The organism is Photobacterium proteolyticum (genome assembly GCF_001939735.1).
In the GTDB taxonomy this organism is placed as follows: Bacteria; Pseudomonadota; Gammaproteobacteria; order Enterobacterales; family Vibrionaceae; genus Photobacterium; species Photobacterium proteolyticum.
This window is the reverse complement of record NZ_MJIL01000055.1, coordinates 12,072-29,048: the sequence shown is the minus strand read 5'-3', so window position 1 is coordinate 29,048 and position 16,977 is coordinate 12,072. Positions and strand designations below refer to the sequence as shown.

Here is a 16,977-nt window from a genome sequence, read left to right as displayed (position 1 = left end):
AATGCTTACGTGCAAAAGTGGATTCTAGGCGTTGCGCTATTTTCTCTTGCTGGGTGTGGAGCCCAGTTGGCGCAGAGAGACGCGGCTCCCGAGTTGCCTGAAGGGGTAACGCTGATTGAACAGGTGACAGGCGGACAGCCAAACGAGCCTGTTATTCCCTATACCAAATATACTCTCGACAATGGGCTGACAGTGCTGTTGCACGAAGACAAGTCCGATCCGCTGGTTCATGTCGACATGACCTACCATGTCGGGTCGGCCCGTGAAGAGTTGGGCAAGTCCGGTTTTGCCCATTTCTTTGAACACATGATGTTCCAAGGCTCCGAGCATGTCGGCGATCAAGAGCATTTCCGCTTGATCACCGAGGCGGGGGGAACCCTTAATGGCACCACCAACCGTGACCGGACCAATTATTTCCAGACGGTACCTGCCAACCAGCTTGAAAAAATGCTCTGGCTGGAGTCGGATCGGATGGGATTCCTGCTTGGGGCTGTCTCGCAGCGTAAGTTTGAAATCCAGCGCTCGACGGTCAAAAACGAGCGTGCCCAGCGATATGAGAACCGGCCATACGGTTTGGTTTATGAGCGAATGGGAGAAGCGCTGTTCCCTCGCACCCATCCTTACTCCTGGCAGACTATCGGTTATACCGAGGATCTAGACCGGGTCGATGTTAACGATCTAAAGGCATTCTTCCTGCGCTGGTACGGGCCGAATAATGCCACGCTGACCATTGGTGGTGATATTGATGTCGAGCAGACCCTGGCCTGGGTGAATAAGTACTTCGGTTCGATCCCGCGTGGGCCCGAAGTCGAGAAACCGGCTAAGCGGCCGGTAACGATTGATGCTGATCGCTACCTGACGCTGGAAGACAGAATCCAGCAGCCAATGCTGTTGATGGCATGGCCGACGTCCTATAACGGTGCTGAGGACGAAGCCTCGCTGGATATGCTGGCGCGGGTTATTGGTGGCGGCAAGAACAGCCTGCTGTATCAGAACCTGGTCAAGACCGGCGAAGTGGTCGATGCCGGTGCCTTTCATGACTGTGCCGAGCTGGCCTGTACCATGTATGTCTATGCGATGGGACAGAGCGGCAACAAAGATAACCTGAAAAATTTGCGCCAGAAAGTCACGACGGTACTGGACGGGCTTGAGCAGCGCGGTATCAATAGCAAAGAACTAAATGAGCTCAAGGGAATGGTCGAGGCCAATGCGATCTTTGGTCTGCAGAGTGTCCGAGGCAAAGCTTCTCAGCTGGCGGCCTACCAGACTTTCTTTGATAACCCGAATTACCTGAGTGTCGAGTTGGGTAACCTCCGGGCGGTGACTACCACCAGTATGGAGCAGGCCTACATGCGCTATATCAACGGTAATCCAAGCGTCACCCTGAGTGTTGTTCCGCGAGGCAAAACGGCGATTCAGGCTGCCAAGCCAAACTATACGCTGCCGCCTCGGATAATCGGCGAGCACCAGAAAGTGGCGGATAATGAGTTGCTGCTCAGAGAACCGGTTGATGACTTCGACCGCTCGGTGATGCCGCAGCCATCTTCGCCAGTTGAGTCTGTGATGCCGGAGCTGTACCAGCTCGAGCTGGCAAACGGGATCAAGGTGCTGGGAACCAAATACCGTGAAACACCGACAGTAGAACTGCAAATGGTGATCCCTGCCGGACGACGTTTTGAACCTGCCGGGAAAACCGGGCTGGCGCAGCTCACGGCGTCGATGATGGGTGAGGCCAGTACAAAATCGTCTGCCGAGGAGCTGTCATCACGGCTAGATAGCCTGGGCAGTACGGTGAGCTTCAGTGCCGGTTTGTATGGCACCGTTGTGTCTGTTACTTCATTGGAGAAGAACCTGCCTCAGACGCTGGCCATCATGGAGGAGCGCCTGTTCAGTCCGGCTTTTGATCCGGCCGATTTCGAGCGCCTCAAACAGCAGGCCCTTGAAGGCGTTGTTTATGAGCACCAGCGTCCGTCGTGGCTTGCCGGCCAGGCAACCCGTGAAGTCTTGTTCCGCGGAACCAGCTTTAGCTTGCCGCCGGAAGGTACCAAGGGCTCATTGGAAGCGATTTCGCTAGATGATGTCAAAGCCTTCTACCGTCGCTACTACACCCCGAACGGGGCCGATATTGTCGTGGTGGGTGATATCAATGCCTCGCAGCTCGGTTTCCTGGCTGACTGGCAGGGTATGCCGGAGCCGACCTATACGTCGCAGGTGCTACCGAAGTTACCTCAGCAGACGCTGTGGATGGTCGACAAGCCGGGAGCGCCACAGACCGTGATCCGTCTGGTGCGTCAGGGACTGCCGTTTGATGCAACCGGTGAACTGTTTGAAACTCAGCTGGCGAACTTCAACCTTGCCGGTAACTTCAATAGCCGTATCAACCTCAATTTACGTGAGGACAAGGGCTACACTTATGGGGCTGGCGGCTACCAGAGTGGCGGCAAGGAAGTTGGATTGTCAGTCTACTATGCCCAGGTTCGTGCCGATGCCAGTCTGGCCTCGCTCAAGGAGTTTCTGACAGAGCTGGAGAAAATGAGCTCGGAGGGAGTCACTGATGAGGAAGTGGCCTTTATGCGTTTGGCTGTCGGACAGAAAGATGCCCTGAACTATGAAACGCCGGGTAAGAAGGCCCAGCTGCTGGGACAGATCCTGACCTATTCACTGCCGGAGAACTTTGTTGAGACCCGTAACGATATTGTTGCCAGTATCAGCAAGTCGCGACTGAACGAGCTAGCGGCGACCTGGTTCAATCCAGATGATTATCAAATTATCGTAGTCGGTGATGCCAAGTCGCTGACGCCGCAATTTGAAACGCTGGGGATCCCGATTAAGGCGCTGGAGCCGCAGAAATAGCGGTGATAGTGGCCTTAGCCTGAAGAAAGCCAGCACGACAAGTGCTGGCTTTTTACTGCTTTTATGTAACAAAGAGCAAAGTGCGGATGGGCAGGATTGTTTCTGGCCTGTAAAACTGTTTCGCACTAATAATCGTGGTAATCGTAAAAAATAATGATTACTCTAGCTCACTTATTAAGTTAATGATTGAGAATGGCCTTGATGGATTTTTCACAAAGGTTGCAGCAGATTTCAGCGAATCCTGATGCACTGACTCAGATAGGGCGTGGCTTGGAACGAGAAGCGCTACGTATTACACCGCAAGGAGGCCTGTCTGCACAGCCGCACCCTGCCGGACTGGGTTCGGCATTAACCAACAAATGGGTAACGACAGACTTTGCCGAGTCATTGTTGGAGTTTATAACGCCGGTGTCGCATGATGTTGACAGCCTGTTGACGCAACTTAGTGATATTCATCAGTTTACCTACAGCAAGTTAGAACAGGAAAGCCTGTGGCCGATGTCGATGCCGTGTTTTGTCGGCAAGGAAGACGATATCACCCTGGCGCAATACGGTAGCTCTAACAGCGGCCGGATGAAGACGCTGTATCGTGAGGGGCTGAAGCACCGTTACGGCAGTGTGATGCAGGTGATCTCCGGGGTGCATTTTAACTTTTCGTTCCCGGATGAATTTTGGCAACAGCTGTTTGGCGATCAGGCCGAGCAGGCACGCCGTGATTCGGTGTCGGATGCGTATTTCGGCCTGATCCGCAACTACTACCGCTTTGGCTGGTTGATCCCGTACCTGTTCGGTGCTTCTCCGGCACTGTGCGGCTCGTTCCTCAACAAGAGCGCCTCTGAACTGAATTTTGAGCAGGTCGGCGGCGGAACGTATTTCTTGCCTAATGCAACAGCACTGCGCCTGAGTGATCTTGGTTACACCAACCATGAACAAAGCTCGTTAAAGATTGGCTTCAACAGTCTTGACCAGTACCTGGAGGGGTTGCAGAGAGCGATTCGTACCCCGTCCGAGGAATTTGCCAGCATTGGAGTGAAAGTCGACGGAGAGTACCGTCAGCTCAATACCAATGTGCTGCAAATCGAAAATGAGCTGTATGCGCCAATCCGCCCTAAACGTGTTGCTGCCGACGGGGAGAAACCTTCCGAAGCGCTGAGCCGTGGTGGTGTTGAGTACATTGAAGTGCGCTCGCTGGATGTGAACCCGTTCAGCCCGATTGGGATAACGGCAGATCAGGTACGTTTCCTGGACTTGTTCCTGACCTGGGCTGTGTTGTCACCGTCGGATAAGATGGACGATGCCGAGCTGGAATGCTGGCGCGATAACTGGAACCGCGTGGTGCTTGATGGTCGTAACCCTGAGTTGCTGCTCAAGATTGGCTGTAATGGTGAACGTCTGACTGTTCAGGAATGGGGCCAGCGTGTGTTTGCCGAACTGGAGCAGGTTGCTCTGGCGATGGACGAGGCTGCCGGCAATGACAGCTACCAGCAGACTATCCAGCGCCTGAAAACCTGGATTGACGATCCCGAGCTGACGTTGTCTGCCCAGTTGCTGAATCAAATCAAACAACAGGAAGGTATTGGCCGGGTTGGAATGGATTTGGCTAATGCCCATGCTAGTGCAATAAAAGAGCGTGACTTTGCGTTCTATTCGCAGCATGAGTTTGAGCAGGAAGTTGAGGCATCGAATAGTAGGCAGACAGAGATAGAACAAAGTGACACTTTGTCATTTGAGGATTTTCTGGATGATTACTTTGCCGACCTGAAATAGGGGTTAGGTCGGTCTCAATTTGAGATAAAAAAAATGGGCAGCTACCTTGCTGCCCGGTAATATAATTTCGCAGGGATGATGACAGCACGGCTGTCAGTCATAGGTTCTGACCGTTAATTTGTCGTTTGGTTCCAGCTTGGATGAAAAAATGCGTTTTGTTTCCCGTTTGATACTCTGTTCAGGCTTGGCCATCTCGCTGGCCGGCTGCGCGACGCCCCCTCCCAAAGATCAATCTAACCTGTGTAGTATTTTCCGTGAAAAGCCGGATTGGTATGAAGCGGGACTTGATATGCAGGAGGAGTGGGGGACACCCATGCATGTCGCCATGGCGTTTATCAAGCAGGAAAGCAGCTTCCGTCATGACGCCCGCCCACCGAAGGACTATGTCCTGGGGTTTATTCCCTGGGGCAGGGTCAGCAGCGCCTATGGTTACGCCCAGGCCCAGGATCCCGCCTGGGAGGACTACCAGAAGGCAACGGGCAATGGCGGCTCGCGTACCGACTTTGCTGATTCGATGATGTTTGTTGGCTGGTATACCAGTGAGACCCAGCAGCAGCTGGGAATATCCAAGTGGGATGCCTACAATCAGTACCTGGCCTACCATGACGGGCGCGGTGGCTATAGCCGAGGCACCTACCGAACCAAACCGACCCTGATGAAAATATCGCGCAAGGTTGAGCAGCAGGCGAAGGACTATGGCTGGCAACTCAAGCAGTGCCGGCAGGAATTGGAAGATAACCGTAGCTGGTGGCCGTTTTAGCCAGCGCTGACTGTGTCAGCGGCTGGGCTATGATTAATCTAGTGAGAAGACTTGGCAAAGGAGAAGGATGTAATGCCATTATTAGATAGTTTTACCGTTGACCATACCCGCATGCATGCACCGGCTGTGCGTGTGGCCAAAACGATGCAGACTCCGAAAGGGGATACCATCACTGTTTTTGATCTGCGCTTCTGTCGCCCCAATGCGGATATTCTGAGCGAGCGCGGTATCCATACTCTTGAGCATCTTTACGCAGGTTTTATGCGTAACCACCTTAATTCGGACAATGTCGAAATCATCGACATTTCACCGATGGGCTGTCGTACCGGTTTCTACATGAGCCTGATTGGTACCCCGAGCGAGCAGGAAGTGGCAGCGAGCTGGACGGCGGCCATGGAAGATGTGCTGAAGGTGGAGTCACAGGAGAAAATCCCCGAGCTGAACGAGTACCAGTGCGGTACCTACAGCATGCACTCACTGGATGATGCCAAGCAGATTGCCAAATCTATTCTTGAGCAGGGCATTGATGTCAATAAGAATGATGATCTGGCGCTGCCGGAAGCCATGCTCAACGAGCTGAGCGTGAAGTAACAGCATACAGTCAGTGCGCATTGAAAAGAACAAAGCCGGCGAATGCCGGCTTTGTTGTTTCTGAACGTTATTGGTGGCTAGCGTCGCTCTAGCCTGTTTTCTGGAGCGGCGTCGGCAGGACTTTGACCAGTTTGATCATATTCTCGGAGACCTCGATGATTTCCATCTGGTGGCCGCCGACTTTGATACTGAGCTGACTGTCCGGGATATCCTCCAGGTGCTCCAGGATCAGGCCGTTGAGGGTACGCGGCCCATCGGTTGGCAGGCTCCAGTTCAGGCTCTTGTTGAGATCCCGGATATTGGCACTGCCTTCTATCATCAGGCTGCCATCTGCCTGTGGGGTGATCTCTTCTGCCAGGGTCGGGGTGATCGAGGTGGTAAATTCGCCGACGATCTCCTCAAGAATATCTTCGAGGGTGATCAGTCCCTGAATGTCGCCGTATTCATCGACAATGAGGCCAATACGCTCTTTGTTACGCTGGAATTTCAGCAACTGAATATTGAGCGGGGTGCCCTCCGGAATAAAGTATACCTCGTCGGCGGCACGCAGCAGGTTCGCTTTGCTGAAGTCGTTCTTATCCATCATTAGCCGGTATGCCTCGCGCACTCGTAACATCCCGACGACTTCGTCAATGGTGTCCCGATACAGCACGATCCGGCCATGGGCAGAGTGGCTCAGCTGGCGGACAATCGACTTCCAGTCATCGTTGATGTTGATGGCGGCGATATCGCTGCGCGGTACCATCAGATCTTCGACCGTGACGTTTTCCAGATCCAGGATAGACAGCAGCATATCCTGGTGACGGCGGGGGATCAGTCCGCCGGCCTCGTTCACCACGGTCCGCAGCTCATCTGAGCTGAGCTTGGGGTCGTTCATGTTGTCGACCCTGAGTCCCAGCAACATCAGAAAGCTATTGGTAATGCCATTGACGAACCAGACCAGCGGATACAGCAGCTTCATCAAAATATTCAGCACGACGCTGCTGGTGTAGGAGACGCGTTCCGGGTAGAGGGCGGCAAGGGTTTTCGGTGTGACCTCGGCAAAGACCAGGACGACAAGGGTGAGGGCACCGGTCGCAATGGCGACACCCAGATCGCCGTACAGGCGCATGCCGAGAATGGTCGCAATCGCCGACGCGAGAATGTTGACGAGGTTGTTGCCGATCAGGATAAGACCGATCAGGCGGTCGGGACGCGAAAGCAGCTTTTCAACCCGCTTGGCTCCCCTGTGTCCCTGGTTGGCAAGATGTCTCAGCTTATAGCGGTTGAGTGACATCATGCCGGTTTCAGAACCGGAGAAGTATCCGGAAATGACGAGTAGTAATATCAGGAGGGAGAATAAGACTCCCGTGGATATGTCGTCCAAAAAACTATTTCCTTAACGTTTCTGTTACAAGTACTTTGTACCCTGAGTGGGTAGGTGTCAATGTTAGCATGGCAATAAAAGGGGCACTTTTTATGCCCCAATGATGATCTCTTTGACGAAGCGGCTGCCGAAATAAGCTAGCGTGAGCAGGAAGGCGCCTACCAGGCTAAACCATACTACCCGGCGTCCTCGCCAACCGAGCTGGTAGTGCCCCCATAGCAAGACGCTGTATACCACCCAGGCCAGCAATGACAGGACGGCTTTGTGGAGTTTCCCCTGCGCCAGCATATCCTGAATAAAGGCAAAGCCGGTGATCAGTGTCACGGTCAGCAGCGAGTTTCCGACAAGAATGATCTTGAAAAGCTGTCTCTCGACCATCATTAAAGGGGGGATGTTCGGATTGATCAGCAGGCTTTTCTTGTTTTTTAGTTTGTGATCGAGCCAGGCCAGCTGAATGGCATACAGGGTGGCAATCATCAGTGTTGAATACGAAAACAGTGCCAGCGAAATATGCAGAAGCACCTGCGGGTGGGCTTCCAGGTGGGTGATAAAGGTGCCCGGAAGCAGGGTGGCCGCGGAGAGGTTAATCGCCGCGAAGCTGTATACGACAGGTAGCAGGAACCAAACCCGTATCCGCAGCATTGCCAGCGTGGTCAGCAGCGAAATAATCAGGCTGATCAAAGATGCCACATTCAAAATACTTAAATTCTGGCCCGGACCGCCATGAATTAAGTCTTTTAAGAGCAGGATATGCAGGGCAATAGCTGCCAGCGCACACAGGAATACTGGTTTGGTTTTAATACCATTACTGTTTGTAAGTCCTGGCACGACCAGCCCGAGGGCTAGGAAATATAAGCAAGCAGCCATTAAGGCTATCAACATATCCATAGTAAACTTAGCTATTTAAGATGGTTAGAATCGGCAATTATACCTTGCTCAATGTCTCGCCGCCAATGTAATGCCCACCTGAATCTGTGGGACATGACGCAGTTCGGTAGAGAACTGGGCCTAAAGTGGCTGCGATAACATGAAAGCAGGCGGGGTTATGCGGTATACTAGCCAGATCTCTCAGATTTTGTTGCGTAACGAGCGAGTAGCACATGTTCGAAAATTTATCGGAGCGTTTATCGCGAACGCTTAAGAATGTCAGCGGCCGTGGTCGTCTGACGGACGACAACATCAAGGATACGCTGCGTGAAGTACGTATGGCGTTACTCGAAGCCGATGTTGCGCTTCCTGTTGTCCGTGACTTTGTTAAGCGTGTCAAAGAGCGCGCTGTCGGTACCGAGGTATCGAAAAGCCTGACGCCGGGGCAGGAGTTCATCAAGATAGTTCAGGCTGAACTTGAAGCGGTGATGGGAGCGTCCAACGAAGATCTCGACCTGTCATGCCAGCCACCGGCTGTGATCTTGATGGCGGGCCTGCAGGGTGCAGGTAAAACCACCAGTGTCGGTAAACTGGGTAAATTATTAAAAGAGCGCCAGAAGAAAAAGGTTCTGGTTGTTTCTGCCGATGTCTATCGCCCGGCGGCGATCAAACAGCTGGAAACCCTGGCTAGCGACATTGGCATTGATTTCTTCCCGTCATCACCGGATCAGAAGCCGGTCGATATTGCCAAGGCCGCACTGGACCACGGTAAGCTGAAGTTCTACGACGTGGTGATTGTCGATACCGCTGGTCGTTTGCATGTCGATGAAGAAATGATGGGCGAGATTAAAGACGTCCATCAGACCATCAATCCGGTAGAAACCCTGTTTGTGGTTGATGCCATGACCGGCCAGGATGCGGCCAATACCGCCAAGGCGTTTGACGAGGCCCTGCCGCTGACCGGTGTGATCCTGACCAAGGTTGACGGTGATGCCCGTGGCGGTGCGGCGCTATCGGTACGTCATATTACCGGTAAGCCAATCAAGTTCCTGGGTGTGGGTGAGAAAACCGATGCTCTGGAACCTTTCCACCCTGATCGTGTTGCCTCGCGTATTCTGGGTATGGGTGACGTTCTGTCCCTTATCGAAGATCTTGAGCGTAACGTCGATAAGGAAAAAGCCGAGAAGCTTGCGAAGAAATTCAAAGAGAAGAAAGGCTTTGACCTGGAAGATTTCCGCGGCCAGTTGCAGCAGATGAAAAATATGGGCGGCATGATGGGCATGATGGACAAGCTGCCGGGTATGTCCCAGCTGCCTGACAATGTCAAAGATCAGGTCGACGACAAGATGTTCGTCCAGATGGAAGCTATCATTAACTCAATGACGCCGAAAGAGCGTGAGCGTCCTGAAATCATCAAGGGTTCGCGCAAGAAGCGTATCGCCATGGGTTCAGGTACCCAGGTGCAGGATGTTAACCGTTTGCTTAAGCAGTTTACCCAGATGCAGAAGATGATGAAGAAGATGCAGAAGGGCGGAATGAAGAACATGATGCGCAATATGAAAGGCATGATGCCGGGTGGCGGCATGTTCCCAGGTCGATAGTTAACGACTATAAGGCCGGGTTATTTTTCCTTAACTGGTGAAAAAGTAGCTAAAGCGGTTGCATTCGTCAGTTTAAAGAGTAAAATTCCCGAGCTTAATTTGGCACGGGCCCCGTTTATTTCAAGCGGGGCCACTTTAATTTACAGTAATGCAAAGAGGACGATATGGTAACCATTCGTTTGGCACGTCACGGCGCTAAGAAGCGTCCATTTTATCAAATCGTTGTTGCTGATTCTCGCTGTGCACGCGACGGTCGTAACATCGAAAAAATTGGTTTCTTCAACCCGCTAGCTAAGGGTCAGGAAGAGCGTCTACGTCTAGACCTTGACCGTGTTAACCACTGGGTTGGTCTAGGCGCAACTGTGTCTGACCGCGCAGCTAAGCTAATCAAAGACGCTGCTAAAGCGGCTTAATTAGCATGTCTGGTAGCAAAGAAGCGATGAGTTCAAATAACCAAGACTACATTGTTGTCGGTAAACTGGGTGCCTCCTACGGTATCAAGGGTTGGCTCAAAGTTTTTTCCTACACAGAAGATTCCGAAAGCATTTTTTCCTATCAGCCTTGGCTTGTGAAAGTTAAGGGTGAATGGAAAGAGTTCCGCGTTGAGTCGTGGAAACGTCATGGTCAGGGTATGGTGGCGAAGTTAGAAGGCCTGAACGTTCGTGAGGACGCTCAAATGTTTACTAACGCAGAAGTTGCTATACAGGCCGATAAACTACCGGCGTTGTCAGATGAAGAATTCTACTGGCGCGAATTGTTTGGTATGGCTGTGGTAACAACCGAAGGTTACGACCTGGGTAAAGTCACAGACATCCTGGAAACAGGTTCAAACGATGTCCTGGTGGTTAAGGCTAACCTGAAAGATGCTTTTGGACAGAAGGAACGACTAATCCCGTTCCTCGATGAGCAGGTCATCAAGTCGATTGATCGCACTGCTCAGCGGATCGAAGTTGACTGGGATCCTGGATTTTAATCCCCGGTAATAGGTGAACAAATGAAGGTAGGCATAATCAGCCTGTTTCCTGACATGTTTAATGCCATTACCAATTTTGGGGTGACAGGCCAGGCGGTAAAAAAAGGCCTTTTGTCGGTAGAAACATGGAATCCCCGTGATTTTACCCATGACAAACACCGTACGGTTGATGATCGACCTTATGGTGGCGGACCTGGCATGCTGATGATGGTACAGCCTTTGCGCGATGCTATCCATGCTGCCAAGCAGTCTGTTGAAGGCCAGGCTAAAGTCATCTACCTTTCGCCTCAGGGCCGTAAGCTTGATCAAGCCGGTGTTGAGGAGCTGGCACAGAATGAGAATTTGATTCTGATCTGTGGCCGCTATGAAGGGGTGGATGAGCGCATTATCCAGCAAGAGGTAGACGAAGAATGGTCTATCGGGGATTTTGTGCTGACTGGGGGCGAGCTGCCTGCCATGACGCTAGTCGATGCAGTCGTCCGGTTTGTACCGGGTGTACTGGGTGACTTTGCGTCTGCAGAAGAAGATTCTTTTGCCAATGGTTTGCTAGATTGTCCGCATTATACGCGTCCCGAAATGTTGGACGGGCAGGAAGTCCCTAAGGTCTTGTTGTCTGGCAACCACAAGGACATTAGCCGCTGGCGGTTGAAACAATCGCTGGGCCGAACCTGGCTGAGAAGACCAGAGCTCCTGGAAAACCTAGCTCTGACTGACGATCAGGAATTCTTGCTCGCGGAATTTATACGCGAATATAAAGCAAGCAATTAATTAATTTAGTATCAGTTTATTCTAGGGTATACCAATGAGTAACATCATCAAGCAGCTCGAAGACGAGCAACTAAAACAAGACCTACCTACTTTTGCACCGGGCGACACTGTTGTTGTTCAGGTTAAAGTAAAAGAAGGTGACCGTGAGCGTCTACAGGCGTTCGAAGGCGTTGTTATCGCTAAGCGTAACCGTGGTCTACATTCTGCATTCACAGTTCGTAAAATCTCGAACGGTGAAGGTGTTGAGCGTGCATTCCAGACACACTCTCCACTAGTTGACAGCATTACTGTTAAGCGTCGTGGTCTAGTACGTCGTGCCAAACTGTACTACCTACGTGAGCGTTCTGGTAAAGCAGCACGTATCAAAGAGAAGCTTGCTCGCAAGTAATCTTAAGCGTAAGACGTTTATTGAAAAAGCCCACCGCAAGGTGGGCTTTTTTTATGTCGCTACCCCATAACCTCTAGCCTGGCCTGGGTGAAAATAATCGTTATAGCCATTCAGCTATTGTTCTTGCTGTCTTGTTGTTTACAGGAAAACGGAATCGCTTCATTGTATGAGAAGCGGATGCTGCTGGCATTAGCAGAAAAAGGTGTCGCTGCATGCTGTACCAGGGTGGCAGCTAGATTGGTATTATTTGTATCAGATAAAAAGAAACCAGCCGGATGGCTGGTTTCGTAATCGCGGGGCCGAAGAGGCGGTTGTTAAGCTGTCTCTAGCTTGCCTTTTGCTTCTTCTTCGTCAGCCAGTTCGGTTTCACCTTTGCCTTTTGAACGCTTGATAACATAGCCTGCGATGCTGAGGGCACCAACTACACCGGCAATGGTCGATACTGTCATCGGCAGACCAAAGCCTAGCTGGCTGTTGTTCAGGATGAAGGTAATACATACCGTGGTCATGAATACAGCCGGTACTGTGGTAACCCAGTGTAGCTTGTTGTGGCGAAGGAGGTAGGCCGAGGCCGTCCATAGCATCATTACGGCTGTGCTCTGGTTGGCAAAGCCGAAGTAGCGCCAGATAATACCGAAGTCAACTTGAGTCAGGATACCACCGATAACGAACAGCGGGATGGCCATTAGCAGACGGTTGCGCAGTGTCTTCTGCTCCATGTTGAAGTACTCAGCCAGGATAAGGCGGCTAGAGCGGAAAGCGGTATCACCTGAAGTGATAGGCAGGATAACCACGCCCAGGAAGGCAACGATACCGCCGAAGACGCCCAACAGACCAATTGAAGAGCTGTATACCACGTTACCCGGGCCGCCGTTGGCAACCGCTTCTTTCAGTGCGTCAACCGAACCGAAGAACGACAGGGCCAGTGCACACCAAATCAGGGCGATAACACCTTCACCAATCATCGCACCGTAGAACACGAAGCGACCGTTCTTCTCGTTTTCCATACAACGGGCCATTAGCGGCGACTGGGTTGCGTGGAAGCCGGAGATAGCACCACAGGCAATGGTAATGAACAGGGCTGGCCATAGCGGCAGGTTATTCGGGTTCATGTTGGTAAACATCTGGCTCATCTCGTAGTCACCCAGCAGCGAGTGCTCGCTCGAGAAGGCAATCGCCGTGATTAGACCAACTGACATGAAGATCAGCAGGGCACCGAATAGCGGATAGAAACGGCCGATGATCTTATCAACCGGGACAATGGTTGCGATGATGTAGTAGGCGAATATGATAACAACCATCGTCGTCATCGACATGCCCATACCGGTTTGCTCGTTGACCAGGTTGGTGATCATGCCGGCAGGAGCCGATACGAAGACCACACCAACCAGCAGCAGCAGGATAATGGCAAAAATGTTCATAAAGTGTTTGGCACCATTACCCAGGTAGCGGCCTGTGATCGTCGGTACCGAGGCACCGCCGTTACGGACAGACAACATACCGGAGAAGTAGTCGTGCACTGCACCGGCAAAGATACAGCCCAGTACAATCCACAACATCGCGGCCGGGCCGTACAGGGCCCCCATGATCGGACCGAAGATCGGACCGACACCGGCGATATTCAGCAGCTGTACCAGATATACCTTCTTGTTTGACATCGGCACATAGTCAACGCCGTCTTGCTTGGTATAGGCAGGGGTTTGACGTTTTTCGTTAACGCCAAAAACTTTTTCGATAAACGCACCGTAGATAAAGTAGCCACCTACTAGCGCTGCTACGCACATCAGGAACCAGGTCATACTCTTGTCTCTCTTTTAAGATTGGACTTCCAGTTTCTAGCTTTGCGACTATCGGCCATTTCACCCTCGGCTAAACACTCGCAAAACTTCTTTTATTGGTTGCCATGTTAAAGCGTCGGGAAACAGATGCACGCGATAAACCAGTGAGTGGTTCTATGGCGAGGTAAGCGGTCGATGAGTTGACTAAGTGGTTTTAGACAAAAATTAGCGGTTCGATGAGAAATTTTGTGTCTTTGCTAGGCATATCTGTTGTTGGTGTAGAGGGTTCAGTGCAGGTTAAGTATTTTAACCTATTGTAAATTAAGAACTGTTATCGAAGGAGCGTATGATGCTGAAGAAGATAATTGTCGCTGTCACCTTGCTTGTGCTACTGGCGGGATGTTCTACAACGAGTACCAAGCAGGCGTTAATAGCCGATGGCAACTGGTTCAAGCTGGGTTTTAATAAGGGGCGATGGGGAGAAAAGGCGACGGCAGAGCCAACCCTGCAGGCTGAGGCGTCGGAGGTGGATGCCACCATGGCACTGGACTATGATGCCTACCTCCGTGGGTACCAGAAAGGCCTGGAATCATATTGCACGCTTGAGCAGTTAAGGCAAATGGGCATGGAAATGAAAACGGACTGGGGCGTTTGTGAATTCCGCCGTGACGACGGCGGGCTGTATAAGATGTTTTGGCAGCAGGGATTCGACCGTAGTATGGCATTTGACGGCGTCACTGGTCGCTGATCCTTGCCTGTGACAAGGATCAGCGAGAGGCTGCCTTAGCTGAGACCGAATCGGTCTTTTAGCTCTTTGAGGTAACGGCGGCTGACCGGGACCTGGTGGCCGAACTGAGTGGTGATTTCTGCCAGGCCATTTTCCAGCAGTTTGATTTCGCGGATCGCCTGCGGGTGGATCAGGTACTGGCGATGGCAGCGGATCAGCGGCGTTTTTTCCTCCAGCACTTTCAGTGTTAGCTGGGTGGTGGCCTTGGTGTCTTTGGCCACGATATGGACCCCGGAGAGATCGCTATAGGCGATTTCAATATCGGCCGGAGCAATAAGCAGGATCCGGTTGTGGCCGGTACACGGGATCAGTTCCAGCATCTCGTTGACCAGCGGTGAATAGTCCTGTTCCTGACACTCTTTTTTCAGTCGCTTGATGGTTTTTGCCAGGCGACATGTTTCGACTGGCTTGAGGAGATAATCAAAGGCATTGTCCTCAAAGGCTTTGAGGGCATATTCATCATAGGCGGTGACAAAGACCACCTTGGGCATGGTATCGGGATCAAGCATGCTGAGCATTTCAATGCCGGTAATTTGCGGCATCTGGATATCCAGAAAAATGACATCAGGCTTGAGGGTGTTGATTTTTTTCAGTCCTTCAATAGCGTTATTGCAACTGCCGATGACTTCCACTTCATCGGTGTCATGCAGTAGGTCGATGAGCTCTTCTCTGGCATACAGTTCATCGTCAATAACGAGTGCCTTGATCATGCTGCGGTTTCTCCATTCGTTCCGTTGGCGTGGCTAGGCTGCTGGGTATCTGCGGGGATAGTAATCGTTGCCCGGGTCCATTCCCGGGGTTGGTAGGCCATGGTCAGTCCGTATTGCTTGCCAAACATGTTTTTCAGGCGCTTGTCTACAATCTTCATACCTAATCCACTTTCTTCACCAACCGGGACGTAGTTACCGGCGTTGTCCTCCACTTCAAGCACGATGCATGCTTTGTCGCAGTATCCGTGAATCATTATTTTACCATCTTCCAGTAGTGAAGAGGTGCCGTGTTTTATGGCATTTTCAACCAGCGGCTGCAGGGTAAATGTCGGTAGTTTGATTTTCATGAGCTCCGGAGCCACACAGATATCCACCTGGAGCCGGTCAGAGAAACGGGCCAGTTCAATCTCAAGGTAGGCATTAACATGCTGGATCTCTTCTTCGAGTGTTACCGTTTCTATATTCTGTTTCAGGTTGCGGCGGAAGAACTGGGAAAGGTGCTGGATCAGCTGACGCGCTTTGTCCGGATCGCGACGAACGACAGAGTTAATGGTATTGAGCGCATTGAACAGAAAGTGAGGATTAACCTGTGCCTGCAACAGTCGCAGTTCGGCCTGGGTCAGCAGAGCCTGCTGCTGGGCATAACGGCCAGTCAGGATCTGGTTTGACAGCAGCTTGGCTATCCCCTCGCCGAGAGTGAGGTTGACGGTCGAGAACAGTTTTCTTTTTGGTTCATAGAGCTTGATTGTCCCTAGTACCTCGTTGTTGCCGCCGACTAGCGGGATCACCAGTGCCGATCCGAGCTTGCATTTCTGGTGCAGCGAGCAGCAGTAGGGGATATCGTAGCCGTCGGCATAGACCAGCTCGCAGCCATCGATAGCCCGGCGGGTATAGCCGGAAGAGATAGGCGTTCCCGGTAGGTGGTGATCATCCCCAATCCCGATAAACGCCAGGATTTTATCGCGATCGGTGATGGCGACAGCCCCAACCCCGGTTTCTTCATACACAATCTTGGCGATTTTTTTGGTGCTTTCCTCGTTAAAGCCCTGGCTCATGATCCCGACGGAGCGCTGGGCGATCTTGAGTGCCCGACTGGAAAAGGCCGCGGAATATTTTTCGTAGATGGTTTTGCGATCCTGAATGATGCTCATAAACAGGCCGGCACCGACGGAGTTGGCGATAACCATAGGCAACGCGATGGCACTGACAAGGTGAAGCGCCTTGTCGAATGGTTCGGCGACCACCAGGATAATGAACATCTGGATGATTTCGGCAACCAGCGTAATGGTAAAAACGGTGAATGGCTTAAAGATCTGGTCACTCTGCCCGCGGCGGACAAAGTAACTGTGCATTAAACCTCCTATCAAGCCTTCAACGGTGGTAGAGATCGCACAGGCGACATCGGTAAAGCCACCCATACTGTAGCGATGCATGCCGCCGGTGAGGCCGACGGCGAAACCGACCACCGGTCCACCAAGCAACCCACCCATGACTGCACCGATTGCCCGGGTATTGGCAATAGCATCTTCTATGTGAAGTCCGAAGTAAGTGCCTAAAATACAAAAGAGGGTAAACAGAACGTAGCACGAAAATCGTTGCGACAGCCGTCCTGATACCGTGGTGATTGGCATAAATAACGGCGTTTTGCTGAGCAGGTATGCAATAACCAGATACACGCTGAGCTGCTGAAGAAGAGAAAATATAAGTTCCATTGCCATTAGGGAGTGCGAGTGGGCATTGCAATTATGGTAACTGGGTTTGATGCCAA

General features: G+C 51.8%; 15 protein-coding genes. 10 read left to right on the top strand and 5 right to left on the bottom strand.

Translation table 11 applies throughout. The features are described 5' to 3' along the window. Nucleotides 1-9: 9 nt before the first annotated feature. The 4 genes from BIT28_RS07830 (at nucleotide 10) to luxS (ending at nucleotide 5,971) form a co-directional block, all read left to right on the top strand. Nucleotides 10-2,853, top strand: a complete 2,844-nt coding sequence (locus tag BIT28_RS07830) for a M16 family metallopeptidase (protein WP_075763074.1) — start codon at nucleotides 10-12, stop codon at nucleotides 2,851-2,853. 201 nt (nucleotides 2,854-3,054) lie between these two features. Then, a complete protein-coding gene (gene gshA / locus BIT28_RS07825; protein WP_075763161.1) occupies nucleotides 3,055-4,620 on the top strand; it encodes a glutamate--cysteine ligase in 1,566 nt (521 codons plus the stop codon). A 148-nt stretch (nucleotides 4,621-4,768) separates the two neighbouring features. After that, on the top strand, nucleotides 4,769-5,380 hold the full coding sequence (locus BIT28_RS07820) for a transglycosylase SLT domain-containing protein (RefSeq protein WP_075763073.1): 612 nt from the start codon (nucleotides 4,769-4,771) through the stop codon (nucleotides 5,378-5,380). 72 nt (nucleotides 5,381-5,452) lie between these two features. Continuing rightward, entirely contained in the window at nucleotides 5,453-5,971 is a 519-nt protein-coding gene (luxS, locus tag BIT28_RS07815) for an S-ribosylhomocysteine lyase (protein WP_075763072.1), read from the top strand. A gap of 88 nt (nucleotides 5,972-6,059) precedes the next feature. On the opposite strand, the gene BIT28_RS07810 is transcribed toward luxS, so the two are convergent. After that, nucleotides 6,060-7,337: an HlyC/CorC family transporter gene (locus BIT28_RS07810; protein ID WP_075763071.1), complete on the bottom strand. Its 1,278-nt coding sequence runs from the start codon at nucleotides 7,335-7,337 to the stop codon at nucleotides 6,060-6,062. A gap of 90 nt (nucleotides 7,338-7,427) precedes the next feature. After that, nucleotides 7,428-8,225, bottom strand: coding sequence for a cytochrome C assembly family protein (locus BIT28_RS07805; protein ID WP_075763070.1), 798 nt, complete (start codon nucleotides 8,223-8,225; stop codon nucleotides 7,428-7,430). A gap of 212 nt (nucleotides 8,226-8,437) precedes the next feature. Between BIT28_RS07805 and ffh the strand changes: the two genes are divergently transcribed. From ffh to rplS, 5 genes are all read left to right on the top strand, one after another. After that, nucleotides 8,438-9,805: a signal recognition particle protein gene (ffh, locus tag BIT28_RS07800; protein WP_075763069.1), complete on the top strand. Its 1,368-nt coding sequence runs from the start codon at nucleotides 8,438-8,440 to the stop codon at nucleotides 9,803-9,805. 164 nt (nucleotides 9,806-9,969) lie between these two features. Beyond that, on the top strand, nucleotides 9,970-10,218 hold the full coding sequence (gene rpsP, locus BIT28_RS07795; protein WP_075763068.1) for a 30S ribosomal protein S16: 249 nt from the start codon (nucleotides 9,970-9,972) through the stop codon (nucleotides 10,216-10,218). Beyond that, nucleotides 10,218-10,778 (top strand): ribosome maturation factor RimM, encoded by a 561-nt coding sequence (gene rimM, locus BIT28_RS07790; protein ID WP_175577501.1) that lies wholly within the window; start codon nucleotides 10,218-10,220, stop codon nucleotides 10,776-10,778. Before rpsP ends, rimM begins: the two co-directional genes overlap by 1 nt. Nucleotides 10,779-10,799: 21 nt before the next feature. After that, entirely contained in the window at nucleotides 10,800-11,546 is a 747-nt protein-coding gene (trmD, locus tag BIT28_RS07785; protein ID WP_075763067.1) for a tRNA (guanosine(37)-N1)-methyltransferase TrmD, read from the top strand. Between the two features lie 34 nt (nucleotides 11,547-11,580). Next, nucleotides 11,581-11,934 (top strand): 50S ribosomal protein L19, encoded by a 354-nt coding sequence (gene rplS / locus BIT28_RS07780; RefSeq protein WP_075763066.1) that lies wholly within the window; start codon nucleotides 11,581-11,583, stop codon nucleotides 11,932-11,934. A 314-nt stretch (nucleotides 11,935-12,248) separates the two neighbouring features. Here rplS and BIT28_RS07775 read toward each other — a convergent pair whose 3' ends face one another. Then, nucleotides 12,249-13,733 carry a carbon starvation CstA family protein gene (locus tag BIT28_RS07775; protein WP_075763065.1) on the bottom strand — a complete coding sequence of 495 codons (1,485 nt, stop codon included), beginning with the start codon at nucleotides 13,731-13,733 and terminating at the stop codon, nucleotides 12,249-12,251. Nucleotides 13,734-14,061: 328 nt separating this feature from the next. Between BIT28_RS07775 and BIT28_RS07770 the strand changes: the two genes are divergently transcribed. After that, the gene (locus tag BIT28_RS07770; RefSeq protein WP_075763064.1) at nucleotides 14,062-14,460 is read left to right on the top strand and encodes a DUF2799 domain-containing protein; all 399 of its coding nucleotides are present in this window, start codon (nucleotides 14,062-14,064) and stop codon (nucleotides 14,458-14,460) included. A 35-nt stretch (nucleotides 14,461-14,495) separates the two neighbouring features. Here the strand turns inward: BIT28_RS07770 and btsR are convergent, their stop codons facing one another. Together btsR and BIT28_RS07760 are read right to left on the bottom strand one after the other, a co-directional pair. Then, nucleotides 14,496-15,209: a two-component system response regulator BtsR gene (btsR, locus tag BIT28_RS07765; RefSeq protein ID WP_075763063.1), complete on the bottom strand. Its 714-nt coding sequence runs from the start codon at nucleotides 15,207-15,209 to the stop codon at nucleotides 14,496-14,498. Beyond that, a complete protein-coding gene (locus tag BIT28_RS07760) occupies nucleotides 15,206-16,921 on the bottom strand; it encodes a sensor histidine kinase (RefSeq protein ID WP_075763159.1) in 1,716 nt (571 codons plus the stop codon). Before BIT28_RS07760 ends, btsR begins: the two co-directional genes overlap by 4 nt. Nucleotides 16,922-16,977: the final 56 nt, after the last annotated feature.

What these genes read in the sequence shown, in the direction of transcription:
- gshA (WP_075763161.1), top strand. Translation starts at nt 3,055, where the DNA reads ATGGATTTTTCACAAAGGTTGCAGCAGATTTCAGCGAATCCTGATGCA.
- BIT28_RS07820 (WP_075763073.1), top strand. Translation starts at nt 4,769, where the DNA reads ATGCGTTTTGTTTCCCGTTTGATACTCTGTTCAGGCTTGGCCATCTCG.
- luxS (WP_075763072.1), top strand. Translation starts at nt 5,453, where the DNA reads ATGCCATTATTAGATAGTTTTACCGTTGACCATACCCGCATGCATGCA.
- BIT28_RS07805 (WP_075763070.1), bottom strand. Translation starts at nt 8,225, where the DNA reads ATGGATATGTTGATAGCCTTAATGGCTGCTTGCTTATATTTCCTAGCC.
- ffh (WP_075763069.1), top strand. Translation starts at nt 8,438, where the DNA reads ATGTTCGAAAATTTATCGGAGCGTTTATCGCGAACGCTTAAGAATGTC.
- rpsP (WP_075763068.1), top strand. Translation starts at nt 9,970, where the DNA reads ATGGTAACCATTCGTTTGGCACGTCACGGCGCTAAGAAGCGTCCATTT.
- trmD (WP_075763067.1), top strand. Translation starts at nt 10,800, where the DNA reads ATGAAGGTAGGCATAATCAGCCTGTTTCCTGACATGTTTAATGCCATT.
- rplS (WP_075763066.1), top strand. Translation starts at nt 11,581, where the DNA reads ATGAGTAACATCATCAAGCAGCTCGAAGACGAGCAACTAAAACAAGAC.
- BIT28_RS07775 (WP_075763065.1), bottom strand. Translation starts at nt 13,733, where the DNA reads ATGACCTGGTTCCTGATGTGCGTAGCAGCGCTAGTAGGTGGCTACTTT.
- BIT28_RS07770 (WP_075763064.1), top strand. Translation starts at nt 14,062, where the DNA reads ATGCTGAAGAAGATAATTGTCGCTGTCACCTTGCTTGTGCTACTGGCG.
- btsR (WP_075763063.1), bottom strand. Translation starts at nt 15,209, where the DNA reads ATGATCAAGGCACTCGTTATTGACGATGAACTGTATGCCAGAGAAGAG.
- BIT28_RS07760 (WP_075763159.1), bottom strand. Translation starts at nt 16,921, where the DNA reads ATGGAACTTATATTTTCTCTTCTTCAGCAGCTCAGCGTGTATCTGGTT.